Genomic DNA, 12,541 nt, shown 5'->3' with positions numbered 1-12,541 from the left:
CGATGGCAGCCCAACCCACCCCGGACACCAGGCCCCAGCGACAAGCCGCGATCAGTAACCTCCTCCACCTGCAGCAGACCGGGAAACTCACCACCGATGACAAACGACTCGTCGCCCGCGCCTTCGGCCGCAGCACCAAAACCATCGACCGCTGGATCGAAAACGCCCTCTCCCACGACGGCACCTACACACCCCAGCCACGCGACTGCCTGCGGCTGACCCCGCAAATCCACGACGCACTCGCCCGCTGGTGCGGAAACACGGCCGCCGCCTACCGCGAACTCGCAGACGAGGGCCACCTCGACATCCCAGGCAAGCCAGGACGCCGCTACTCCTACGCCACCCTCCACCGCACCATCACCCGGGAACTCGACCCCGGACACCTCGCAGGTCTCAAGGGCGGCGAAACCGCACGCCGCCGCTACGACGTCCACAACACCCGGGAGCGGGGAAACCGCAACGATGCCTGGGAAGGCGACCATAAGACCGCCGATGTCCACGTTGGTCTCAACAACGAGGTCATCTGCCCCCACATCACATGGTTCGCCGAGGCGGCTACCGATGCCATCTGCGGAGTGGCGATCACGCCCCACTCCCCGTCTCGCGAAGCGATCCTCGTTGCTCTGCGCTCAGCGATCCTCAGAGGCCGCCACCACGGCCCTTTCGGCGGTGCCCCCACCCTCATCCGCATCGACCGTGGGAAAGATTTCCTGTGCGAAACCGTCGAAGAAGCACTTGCCGCCTTCTGCATCCGACGCGTCGACCTGCCTCCGCGCCATCCCGAACTCAAAGGCACCATCGAAGCAATCAACGACGCAGTCAAAGACACACTCTTCGCCGGACTTCCCGGCTACACCGAACGCCCCACCACGAAGCCAGGACGAAGCAAACGCCCGCCCATAGAAGACCTTTTGACCTTCGAGCAGTTCGTTGGCCTCCTGCTCAAATGGGTCCGCTGGTGGAACTACGAACACAAGATCCGCAACCTCGGCAACAAAACGCCCGCACAGGCCTGGGAAGACGACCTGACGATCATCAGGGACATCCCGCCCGAGGCACTGCACACCTTCACCCTCGAACCCGCCCGCAAGACCTTCATCATCCAAGGCAACGGCGTCCACTGGGACAACAAGATCTACCTCGACGCCTGGATGAACGGCTGCGTCGGCAAGAAGGTCGCTGTCCGCTTCATGCCCCACCACGACCAGCGCATCGAACTCACCGACCCCAAAACCAGCACCTACCTCGGCCCCGGCTTCAAACAAGGCGTCCCAGACCCTGACGCAGAACAACGCCGCCACGAGCTGTTCAGAACCCGCAAACGATCAGCCGCAGCTCTCAGACGGCGACTGGAGAAAACCGAAGCCAGCCTGCGCAAGCGCTACAGCGCCGTCACCGACACAACCCCGCCAGTCCTCCTCAGCCCCACCATCGCCAACCTCTCCACACCACACCCGAAGCCACCCCCACAAGACGCCCTCCGGGATCTGCCGCAGCCCACCACCTCCTGGGAGACCGCCCCCGACGGCATTCCGCGACCGCAGTTGCCAACCCAGCCCGCTGCCAACCTCCCCGCACCCACCTCCTCCTGGGACACCACCCCCACCACGGACAAGGACGCAGACGGACATGCACGCCCTTAGCCCGCCCTCACCCGAAGACCACCACCTCAGCCTGCGCGGAGCCACCCTTCGCCCCACCCGCGCAACCCGCCTCACCGCAGCACACCTGAAAACAGTCATCAAAGCCAACGGCATGATGTGCATCCACGGCGCGGTCGGCCTCGGCAAAACCCTCGCAGTCAACACCAACCTCTACGACCTCGCCGCACACACCACCCTGCGCTTCCAGTACCCGCCCGGATACCCCCTCAACGACTTCAGGGCCGACCTCGCCGAAGCCCTCGAACTGCCCGAAGACCTCCAACCCGGCCACCGCACCACACAACGCCTGATCAAAAGCACCCTGGCCGCCCAACCGCGCATCATCGTCCTCGACGAAGCACAAACCCTCAGCAACCTCATCCTCGAATACATCCGCGACCTCTGGGCCGACAAACAGACCCACCTCGCCGTCGTATTCGTCGGCGGAGAGAACTGCTACCAGCGCATCCGCAGCCGCGCCGCACTCGCATCCCGAATCTGCCTATGGCAGCAATACGCACCCCTGCGCCCCGACGAAGTCGTCGACACCATGCCGAACTACCACCCCGTGTGGGCCGACGTGTCACCCCAAGACCTGCTGTGGGTCAACGACCTCGCCTGCCACGGCAACTTCCGCAACTGGGCCACCCTCACCTTCCACCTGCAGGAAGCCATCGACGACCCCGACCGCGAGGACTCATCCTTCAGCCGCAAACTCGCACGCGCCGTCCTCGCCGACATGGACTCCACCGACCGCTCCTACAACGACCACCACAACAGCAGCGGATACATGTAGGAGAGACAACGAGCCGGCTTCCACACCGGAGCACAGGTACGTCTGACGTCCAACTGATTCGATGCGCAGATCATCCCCGAAGTGCTGGGGCTTTCAGGCGCCCCCGCCGGGTCGATTTTTGACGTCTGCACTCCCGTGCGATGGCTCTGACGTGCGGGCCGTGTCAGTGGTGAGGGCTAGGGTGCGCTGTCGTGGACGCTGCTGATCTTGACTACCGGGCCCGAACATTGACGGGCTGCATTCCTCCACTACTGGTGGCGCGGCTTCTCGAACTCGGTCATGAGCGGGAAGTGGAGTTCCAGGCCGGCCGCGGGGAGTGGTTCTGCGCGCTGGAGTGGGCACGACTGCTCGGGCATCGGGGCCAGCGCGAGCAGGCCTTGGAGGTGCTCGCTCCGTACATCGCCACAGACTGGTGGCCGGCGGCCCGGGCCCGTGCGGAGCTGCTGGAGGGCTGGGGCCGGGTGGAGGACGCGATCGCGCTGTCCCGCCCGTACGCGCAGGCCGGTGACCGGCTGGCGCTGGTCTTCTTCGCGCGCCTGCTGGCCCGCCACGACCGCAGCGGCGAGGCGTTCATGCTGCTGCGCACCAAAATCCAGGACTGGTTCCTCGCCGAGTGCCTGGTCGACGTCGCCGAAGCGGCGGGCATGGACGAGGAAGCGGCGGCCCTGTTGGAGGCCCGGGTAGAAGGTGCGGTCCCCGCTTGCAGCGACGCCGACTGCCACAACCTGCGGATAGAACCGTCCAACGCAGTCGGCCTGCTCGCCACGATCAGGGAACGCCAGGGCCGGATCGAGGAGGCGATCGCCCTGCTGCACACCCGCGAGACCACCTCCGTCAACGGCCGTGACCAGCTGGCCGACCTGCTGGCCAGGCACGACCAAATCACGGAACTGCGTGCGTACGCGGCGTCCGAGTACCACGGGCACGCCGCGCAGCGCCTTGCCGAAGTGCTGGAAAAACGCGGCGACGTGGAAGGCGCGATCGCCGCCTACCGCACCTTTGGTGCTACGCCGGACGGCATGTGGCATGTGGCTGTACCGCTGTCCGAGCTCCTGGTCCGGCACGGACGGGGCGACGAGGCGATCGAGGTGATGCGCGCGCTCGCCGAACACGGCGCGGAGGACTGGATCGTCCACACTCTTTGCACCCTGTACGCCGATCACGGCCGGCCCCGGGACGGCCTGGCCCACCTCGATGCCCTCAGGGATCGCCACGGTGGCAAGGAGGAGTGGGACTTCTTCCGGATGCGGCTTCCGCTCATGGCCGACTGCGGCCTGCTCGATGAAGGGATCGAGCAGGCGCGGGTGCACCCCGAGGGCGACACGTGGTACGCGGCCTGGGTCCTGTCCGACGTGCTTGCTGAAGCCGGCCGCACCGAGGAAGCTGCCGCAGTCCTCGAACGGCACCCGACATTCGGCGGCTCTCTCCGTGCCGAGCGCCTGATCGAACTCGGCCGCATCGAGGACGCTGTACGAGTCCTCCAGCAGCCGGTGAGCAAACCGACCGCACCCGCCGGGGACGGCGCCTACTCCACCGAACCACCGTTCTGACAGCTCGGGCTGGTACGTGCCACGTCTCCACCGCTCGTCGCGGGCGGGTACGTGGATAGGAGGCTTGCCATTGAGGACAGGTGGGCTGGTTCATATGCTGCTGGCATGTTGAGAGCTTGGGGCTGCCGGGGGCCAGCGCCCTCGACAGCCCCTGCTGTCTGATGTGTAGGCAATAGGCCCGTCATGCGCGGGGTTGCCCGTTCGGACAATCTATGAGGTCAGCTAGTTCTCCTGTTTTACGGAGGCCACCACTGCGATGGTCGGGAAGGGCTAGCCGGATGCCAGAGTTCCCGAATCCTGCGCGCGGGGGCCTGCTGGACAGTTCTACCTTTCGGCGTCGGCTAGGAGTTCCCCCTGGGCGTGGCGTCCGGACTCGTTGAGTGCGGCGGTGTGTTGCTGCCGGGTGAGCCCGAGGCTGAGGCATGCTGCCACGCTGGCAAGCACCACCATTGCGCTGATCAGGCACAGTGCACTAACCAGTACGCCAGATCGTGGTGTCGATGATGTGGCGTCAGTGCCCGCGAAGCCGATGGCTGCGATGACGGCCGCGTGGGGTGGCCCAGCGTGGCGCCCAATTTTTCCGGATGTCGTCCGGCGCAGGGCGCTAAAAGCCCTTGAGCCGCGGTTTCCATCGGGCTTGCGGGGTTCGCAGTCCGAGGCTCCCCACGGGGTGCTGGCGCGCCCCTGCGCAGGAGAACTGGCACCGTACCTGCGCAGGGCGAGTTGGATGTGCTCATCGGTTGACAGCCGGCCTTTCCGCGGAGGGACAGGGGAAGCTGCCCGTGGAGTCACCCAGCGATCGAGAAGTTGCCGTAGTGCGTCGAACGTAGCGGCGAACATCCCGGTAAGCAGCGAGATGAGAGGCATGGATTGGTCTCCTTGTGTCTGGGGTTCGGAGCAGGACTGCCTGATTGCCGCAGGCACTTCTGGGCCCCGATCAGAGCCCACGGTCATCTCCCTGGGCGAGAGAAGACCGTGGTCTCGCAACGGGATCCACAAGCGCTAGCGGTTCTTCTTATTGCGGGGCTTGTAGTCGAATCGGGCCTGGACACGTGGATCCCGCAGCTTTTTGTTCGCGTCAGTGAGGGCTCGCCGGATGCCGGCATACGACTTGCCGAGGTCGTTTGCGATCGCCTTGAGATCCATGTCGTACCAGTGACGGCGTACGTAGACTTGGAATTGATAAGGGGTCAGCACCTCCCGAAGCACGGTGAGTGCCCGCGATCCGGAGTCCGGATCGGAGGCCAGTTCCACCAGCAAGTTCCCTGATGACGGATGCGCGGCGGGATCGGAGGCGTACACCTCGATCGACCGGCTCATCTCCTTGAGCTTCTGGTTGGCCTTGTTCTTGCAGATCGTCATGAAGTACGCGGACCAGTCGCGCACCGAGCCATCGACCGACGGCGGATCGACTTCCTCGCTCTCAGAAGCCAGCAGGTCGGGAGCCTGCACCAGCAGATCACCCTCCTGGCGGGTCTCAGGTACGGCGGCCGGTGATGGGGCATCGGCGGACCCGTCCGCAGGCCTGTCCCGCTCCACGGTCCTGCCGACTTGGATAACCAGTCCCAGGAGCGCTTCTTGGAAGACGTCGTCCTGGAACCGCTCGCCTACCATTCGGCCGATCTTCCGCCGGAACTTTCCCTGGCCGGCGAGCCTTGCTATCAGCTCACGTGCCTCCAACGGCAGTTCAGGTGCATCCCTCTCTTCGTCCTGCGGATCCTCATGGCACGGCTGTTGATCTTCTGGTGCACCATCAGAAGAACCCGGGGAAGGACCACGCTGCCCGGGTAGCGTGGAATCCTTCCGGCTCTCGGCGGACTCGGTCATAACGTGTTGTTCTCCGTTTCGGCGGCTGTCCCCCCGACCAAGAGGGATGTGTCCAAAACGGCGCCTTGTGTGAGCGGTTCACCAAGATTCTTTGAATGAACTCTTGTTCGACTGAACTCGGCTGCCGCTGTCCACCACCAGGGCGCAGCCTTCCTCCCCGTAACTGGAGGGCCGCCTGCACCGGGACAACGCAGAGGTGTGCCCCTCCCCGGCCGGGGAGGGGCACACCGCCTACGGCTGATCTATGGCTTCCGCAGCTCCCTGACGAGCTTCTCGGCCGAGGTGATCAGGTCGATGAGGTGGGTGGCCTCACGCCCTTGCTTCTGTACTTGGCTGATGAGCCTGTCCAGGGCGAGCCCAGGTGGGACCTCGGCGGTAGAAGTGGAGGCGAGGTAAGCCGCGCCTACTTCGTCGGCCGAGATGACGGCCGAACCGATGTACGCGGACATCGCCAGGACGACTCCGCTCAGCTCGTCGTGCAGCGCGGACTCGTGCTGTCCAGCGACATGCTGCACGCGCGGCAGCAGTTCACGCAACGCCGCGAAGTCCGCACCCATGGCAGCGCGTTCAAGCGCCGTCAGCCGCAGAACCTCTACGTGAACCTTCCCGAGGATCTCTTCAACGGCAACGAGGCCGGACCTGGCATGGTCGCTGCTCCGGTGCCGACGAATCAGCCGCCACCCCAGCAGAGCGACCAGCAGGCTCACCACAGAGGCGAAGAGGGGCGCCAGCACCTGACTGCTGCCGGCCGCCACCTGCGCGACGTCACCGGGGGACGCGAGCGCATCAATGACCTGCACGAGTGCGAGGCCGTTCCCGAAGACGTTCATGAGGTGCACCCCGCGGAAAATGCGGTCCATGCCGCCACACGGGTGGGTAGGTTGAACATGTGCCATCTCCCTGTTGGTGCAGCGACGCCCGCAGCCCGGACCACGAATCCCATGAGCAGGTGGCGTCTCCAATGCGCTGTCTGCCTCCATGTGCCGAATGAGCGGGCCGGTGTGAGCCGACGGCAAGGACACATCTCTGGCCGAAGCTTCAAGTTCGGGCACGCTGACCGGCTGGGCGGTCGGTTCACTGCCGATCCGGGTGCCCCACGTCTCCGTCTACCGACTCCTGCGCGGTGAGGATTGCCCTCCGGGTCCAACCCCGTCCATACGGGATGCTCTGCGACCGCTCTCTCGGAGCCAACCGGACCTGCACCGGCCTCTTGACCGAAGCCGCTGAACCCGCCTGCCTGTGACGACATCTGCGAGATTCGGCCCCTCGGCTTCAGCGCTTGGACGCTTCGAAGTGGCCGATCCGCTTGATGCTGATGAGTACCACTTAGCGCAAGTGTGTGACGCCATGCCGTGTGTTCGAGAATCGGCGGATGCCGCTTGTTACCGATTGGGCGACATCCGGAATGGCGATGCGCCTGTGGATAGACCGGTTGTGCGCCGGGGGTGCGCAAGCGTTTGCTGCCGATCACCCGCAGGGTGGGTGTAGCCCTCATCGAATGTCGAGTTCATGTCGATATTAATCGATTGACCGATGCAGGGGATCGTTACGGAAATGTCCGCATTTGGTTACCGGGGTCGAGTCGGTCTCCCGAGGCCCCGGTCGGGGTCGCACAGTGTGTGTTCTCGGCCCAGGACGGGTCGGGAACTCGTACCGCCTCTGGGGTCTTGAACCGGGCCCGGGGCATTGTGATTGAGGGGACATCACCTATGTCTGCTTCTTCGACCGCCCGCCGCGCAGCCGCTACCGTCCTGGCGGCCGGTGCCGTTGTCTCAGCGATCGCGCTGCCGGCCTCCGCCGACGACGGCGACCGCCACCGCCCCGGCCCCCGCGTCGTGATCAGTGACGTGCAGGCCGACAGCCCGGGCCGTGACAACCGCAGCAACCGGTCGCTGAACGCCGAGTGGGTCGAGATCACCAACCAGAGCCGCCGCGCGGTCAACCTGGACGGCTGGACCCTGCGCGACGAGGACGGTAACCGCTACCGCTTCGACGACGTCCGCCTCGCCGGACGCGCCACCGTCCGCGTCCACACCGGCATCGGCCGCGACACCCGCACCGACCTCTTCCAGGACCGCCGCTCCTACGTCTGGGACAACTACTCCGACACCGCCGTCCTGCGCAACGACCGCGGCCGCACCGTCGACACCGAGTCCTGGGGCGGCCGCCACCACCACCGCCGCTGATCAACGGCACGGCGGGCTGAAAGCCGGCTCCTGCCTGCCGGGCCCCACGCGGGGTGAGCGCAGGTGAGTGGGCCCGCCGGAGCCGGGATCCATCCTCATCATCAACTGCCCGCACCGTCCGTCCGGTGCGGGCAGTTCGGCCGTCATGCCGACCACGGGCGCGCAGCCGGGACTGAGCAGGACCGTGATCGGTCGAACTGCGGCCCCGCCGACCAGTCTAGGGAGCCCCCGCCGTCAGGCAGGGGCCGGAACCCTGGGCTGGATAGTCCCTTCCAGTCTTTACCTGGGCTGAGTTGAACAGCCGCGGCTACCGGCATCTGTCGGCACTGGGCCCAGGTGGTGCACGGCCTGCTTACTGCAGGTAGGCCCGCACACATGACCACCTGTCAGTAAAGGCGTAACGCTGCGAACATGAGTGGGCCACTGCATCCCATCAGGGAGTTCGCTTGTGAACCGTCGCCGCATCACGCCCGTTGCTGCCGCCTTGCTCGCCCTGTCGTTGGCCGGGTGCAACCCCCAGGCCGCGGACACCGGTGACTCGAAACCCTCCGAGGCCGAGGGATCGTCCGCCGCCTCGCCGGCACCGTCCGGTGCGGCCGGCGGGCCCGCCGAGGGTGCCCTCTCGCTCGCGGACGCCATCGCGAAGATCCCGGCCGGGACGGAAAAGCGCGACGGGTATGAACGCGACAGCTTCAATCACTGGGTCGACGAGGACGACGACGGATGCGAGACCCGGGCCGAAGTCCTCCTCGAGGAGGCGACCACGAAGCCCCAGCAAGGGGACCGGTGCGTACTCACTGGTGGTGTGTGGATGTCGTACTACGACGGCGCCGAGATCACCGAGGCGAGGAAGCTGGACATCGACCACATGATCCCGCTCGCCGAAGCCTGGGACAGCGGGGCATTCGGCTGGAGCGCTGATCGCCGCGAAGCGTTCGCCAACGACCTTGGCGCCGAGCGTTCGCTGGTGGCGGTGACCGCGAAGACGAACCGCAGCAAGTCCGACAGGGACCCTGCCAGCTGGTTGCCGCCGGCCGAAGCTACCCACTGCCAGTACGCCGCAGACTGGACTGCAACCAAACTGCGGTGGGGACTCAACGCCGACGACAAGGAACGGGCAGCGTTGGTGAAGCTCGCCGACAGCTGCGCAGACACGACTGTGAACTACGAAGTCGCGCCCTGAGCCCGGTTGTACGGCTCGGTGGCGAGGCGTGCGGGACTGGCAGTGCACCCGATCGCGGTGAAACGACCGTCGCCGCGCGGGCGGTTAGGGCATTAGCCACCAGGTGAAGCATGCTGCCATGCCTCATACCGTCCACCGTGACGCATTCCCGCGCGGGAGAGGAGGTTCAGGTCCGTGCCGAAGACTGAAGCGCTCCGCTTCGTATCCGTCGACCAGCCGCGTCGACGCAAGCGCGATGATGACCACGCCTGAAACAGCACACGAATGCCCGGGGTGAACGTTCCGTCGCCGGCCGGGCACACCAGCCGTCCACCCCGGGCCACGCCACTTTGTCAGAAGCCCCGGCGTGCTTGTCCGGGCGGGGCAGCTTTGTTCGATGAGCGGTAGGCAGGGGCGCTATCTGACATGTGGGGTCTGTCCGCCGTCCATTCATGCGAAGGGCGGCCCTTCGCTTGCTGTTGAAGAGGCACACCACTGATTTCGTGGCTCAGGCGGAGAATCGGCGAGCGCCCCCGTGCGGTTGGAGCGGTTGTGAATCCTGGACGGCACGCCGTCCCGGCCAGGCCGCCTGCACCACGACCTGGCCCGAGAACACGTCGTGGCACTTGAACTACCTGTCGATGGAAGCACGCGGGTTCCGAGATTCCTGAACGCTGGCAGGCCGGAACCTGCGCGTCAGTTGATAGCTGCGGCGGTCCCGCACGCGGGTTCCGGCGAAGCTGCCGGAATCTGATTTTCCGAGCGTTTGCAGTGCTGCCGATCCAACTGGCTAACCGGCAGGCCAATGTGGGTTCGGCGTGCCGTCATCGCTCATGTGCGCCCGTCGCCAGATTTCGTTCCAGTTGAACGGGGTCTCTGGCACGAACCGGTGCCGCTGCCCGCACGGACATGGCGCCAGCGCCCGTGCGCACCCACGGCACAGCTCGACCCAACCGTGCCCGGTCGAGCTCAGCACTCGTGGTCCCTCATCCCCGCAAGCCGGGCAGCCGGGCGGCTCGGCGCCGTCCAGAATCGCGTTCTGTCGCCGGACGTACTCGGACAGACGCAGCGACGGGTGGCGAAACGGGTCTTCGTACCAGGCACGGTCGGGGCTTTCCCACCAGCTCTGCAGCCACCACGGCCGAGGGTTCGGTACAGCCCGCCGCCCAGCCTGCTTCTCCGCCCGGCGCTGCGCTGCGTACTCGTCTGCCCGCACAAGCCACAGCACCCGCGCCTCGTGCAGTTCCTCCACCGCCCGCGACAGCGCGTCCGGGTCCGCCTCCAACCGACGGGGGATCGCGGCGCTGAGCGTGAGGTGGTGGTATGTCGCCCGCAAGCCGTAAGGAGCAAAAACGGTGAGGCAAGTGCGCAACGCGCTGTGCCGCCGGTGGAGGGGGAGCCGGGCGTCGTGCACGCGCGCTCGGTGGGTCAGGAAGCTGGTCATGGTGTGGGCGCCAGGTTCAGTGCCCGTGCCAGGGCGGCAGTGACGGCGGCGGCGTGTGCCGGCAGGTGTTGTTCAGCCCAGGTTTCGGCAAGGCTGAGGAAGTCCTGCAAATCCTGCTGGGCGCCGGTGACGAGCGTGCGTATCTGGTCTACCGACAGCTCGATCACCGGGCTGCTGTCCGTCTCGTGCGCGTCGAGCGTCAGCCGGACGATGTCGCCAAGACGTTCGGCCGTCGAGGACGGATCGTGGCCGAAGTAGGAGTAGCCGGTGCCGTTGAGCACCTCCAGCCAGTCGCGCCAGGTCTCCAGGCCGTTGCAGCAGCCTGGCTCGACGAAGACGATGTCGGTGGCGTTGTCGGTCACCCGGAAGCCGCCGGCGGCGAACAAGTCAGGCATGGTGAGCAAGCCGTGCAGGAAGGTGCCGAGCGGGTCGGTCGGACACGGCCCGTGCTCCTCCTCCGGCTCGAAGTCGTTGCAGTCGGCGATCTGCATAACCGCCGTGCCGACTTCCGCCGGAGTGAGCTCCCCGTTCAGCACGAGGTAGCCATATGACTCGTGCTCGCGAACAGGCCAGAGCGCGAAGTCGTCGGCTGCGGAGATCTCCAGAACGGGTTGCATCACAATCACATGGGGATGATGCCGGACCCACTGCTACACCGCCACGGGCTTTCAGCTGGCATCGGGCTGGGAGCAGGCCCGCTACCAGGGCAGTTTCGCGGTGCGCTCCGGGCAGGCGGCGCTGACATAGCGCATAGCGGTCTGCGCGGTGATCCCGAAAAGCCGCATCAGCTTGAGGGGATCACCGGTGGCAAACGCCTCGTCTAGCATGCGGTCCTGCCGCAGGCCGACGAGGGTGACGTTCTTGGGGAGGGTCCTGCGAGGCAATGTTCTGGGGTTCGTCGATGCCGGCCGGCCGCAGCAAGCCGCGGCGGACTTCGAGGGTGCCGCAGGCAAGGTTGAGATCGATTGTCCGAATCGTGCGGAGTTCTTCACCAGGCAGTGCGTGAACGGCCACCAAGGCGATGACCAGGCGGCTGAGCGGAGACTTCGCGTGACCCATCAATCCGGCTAGGAGGTCGCTGCGCACGGACCAACCTCGGAGGAGTAACTGATGCCGCCGAGGTAAAAGTCAGCTCCTGCTCGACATTGGTCGTCCGTGACCAGCAGGGCGGCCGACTCACCGCACACTCTGCCATTCGCTGCCGTGCCTACTGGGCAGACGTAGCGGGCTCATCGGAGGAAGCCGCTGTGGCGGCAGAAGCAGGGGTGTAGTACACGGATCGGCCCTGCTTGGAACGCTCCAGGAGACCGCGGGCAACACCATGCTCCAGGGCGTTGCGCACGACAGGCGCCTGCACCTTGCGCTGGGGATGGGCTTCGGTCAACGCGGCGGAGACCTCCGCGGCGGACTTCGGCTCGTTCTGCCCGGCCAGGTAACTGCTGGCCAGCGCAGCCCATGTCTCTTCGGCCTCGCCCTTGGGCGAGGCGGTCTTCCCGGCGGGAGCCTCACGGCCGGCCTTCGAAGGCTTGGCCGTACGCGAAACCTTCTTCTGCCGCGTTGTCGCACCCTTTCCACGACGCGCAGCCGGCACGGGGGCCTTCTTCCCGCCCCCGTGGTTCAACTCGCTGGAACCGCCAAGTACATCCTGCATTTTCACCAGGACCTTCTCGCTCTCCTCGAGTTGCTGGAGCTCGTCCTGCAGCCGGGCCAGTTCAGCACGGACCCGTTCCTGCTCCTTCTTGGTGAGCGCGAGGTCTTCCGTGACCTTCTGCGCGTAACCTGCGGTGACGGTGGAGGCTGCAGCGACTTGGGACATGAGGCCCTCATCTTTCTGTTTGCGAATGGGGGTAAGTCCCTGATGCTACTCACACTTTGCTGTGAGCAACTTCCCTGGCCGTGAATTCACCCCACACCCACACCCCCGCGCTGACTC

The 12,541-nt window shown here is 66.0% G+C and carries 11 protein-coding genes; 5 read left to right on the top strand and 6 right to left on the bottom strand.

Going from position 1 to position 12,541, the window contains the following annotated elements; genetic code table 11:
* Positions 1-2 precede the first annotated feature (2 nt).
* From OG844_RS01360 to OG844_RS01350, 3 genes are all read left to right on the top strand, one after another.
* The gene (locus OG844_RS01360) at positions 3-1,643 is read left to right on the top strand and encodes a Mu transposase C-terminal domain-containing protein (protein WP_406387529.1); all 1,641 of its coding nucleotides are present in this window, start codon (positions 3-5) and stop codon (positions 1,641-1,643) included.
* Positions 1,630-2,439 (top strand): AAA family ATPase, encoded by an 810-nt coding sequence (locus OG844_RS01355; protein WP_406387527.1) that lies wholly within the window; start codon positions 1,630-1,632, stop codon positions 2,437-2,439. The genes OG844_RS01360 and OG844_RS01355 overlap by 14 nt, the downstream gene beginning before the upstream one ends.
* Before the next feature lie 290 nt (positions 2,440-2,729).
* Positions 2,730-3,989: a tetratricopeptide repeat protein gene (locus OG844_RS01350; protein ID WP_406387525.1), complete on the top strand. Its 1,260-nt coding sequence runs from the start codon at positions 2,730-2,732 to the stop codon at positions 3,987-3,989.
* 1,002 nt (positions 3,990-4,991) lie between these two features.
* On the opposite strand, the gene OG844_RS01345 is transcribed toward OG844_RS01350, so the two are convergent.
* Both OG844_RS01345 and OG844_RS01340 read right to left on the bottom strand, forming a co-directional pair.
* Positions 4,992-5,816 (bottom strand): hypothetical protein, encoded by an 825-nt coding sequence (locus OG844_RS01345; RefSeq protein WP_406387523.1) that lies wholly within the window; start codon positions 5,814-5,816, stop codon positions 4,992-4,994.
* 242 nt (positions 5,817-6,058) lie between these two features.
* A complete protein-coding gene (locus OG844_RS01340; protein ID WP_406387521.1) occupies positions 6,059-6,676 on the bottom strand; it encodes a hypothetical protein in 618 nt (205 codons plus the stop codon).
* An 849-nt stretch (positions 6,677-7,525) separates the two neighbouring features.
* On the opposite strand from OG844_RS01340, the gene OG844_RS01335 reads away from it, so the two are divergent.
* A complete protein-coding gene (locus OG844_RS01335) occupies positions 7,526-8,002 on the top strand; it encodes a lamin tail domain-containing protein (protein WP_406387520.1) in 477 nt (158 codons plus the stop codon).
* Between the two features lie 448 nt (positions 8,003-8,450).
* Entirely contained in the window at positions 8,451-9,185 is a 735-nt protein-coding gene (locus OG844_RS01330) for an HNH endonuclease family protein (RefSeq protein ID WP_406387518.1), read from the top strand.
* A gap of 769 nt (positions 9,186-9,954) precedes the next feature.
* On the opposite strand, the gene OG844_RS01325 is transcribed toward OG844_RS01330, so the two are convergent.
* The 4 genes from OG844_RS01325 to OG844_RS01310 all read right to left on the bottom strand — a co-directional run bounded on the left by OG844_RS01325 (position 9,955) and on the right by OG844_RS01310 (position 12,424).
* Positions 9,955-10,608: a hypothetical protein gene (locus OG844_RS01325; RefSeq protein ID WP_406387517.1), complete on the bottom strand. Its 654-nt coding sequence runs from the start codon at positions 10,606-10,608 to the stop codon at positions 9,955-9,957.
* Positions 10,605-11,225, bottom strand: coding sequence for a hypothetical protein (locus OG844_RS01320; RefSeq protein ID WP_406395958.1), 621 nt, complete (start codon positions 11,223-11,225; stop codon positions 10,605-10,607). Before OG844_RS01320 ends, OG844_RS01325 begins: the two co-directional genes overlap by 4 nt.
* Before the next feature lie 81 nt (positions 11,226-11,306).
* Positions 11,307-11,492: a hypothetical protein gene (locus OG844_RS01315; protein ID WP_406387516.1), complete on the bottom strand. Its 186-nt coding sequence runs from the start codon at positions 11,490-11,492 to the stop codon at positions 11,307-11,309.
* Between the two features lie 323 nt (positions 11,493-11,815).
* Positions 11,816-12,424, bottom strand: a complete 609-nt coding sequence (locus tag OG844_RS01310; protein WP_406387515.1) for a hypothetical protein — start codon at positions 12,422-12,424, stop codon at positions 11,816-11,818.
* Positions 12,425-12,541: the final 117 nt, after the last annotated feature.

Source organism: Streptomyces sp. NBC_00887 (genome assembly GCF_045207585.1).
The sequence above is the reverse complement of the archived record's forward strand: the minus strand, read 5'-3'. Positions and strand labels throughout refer to the sequence as shown.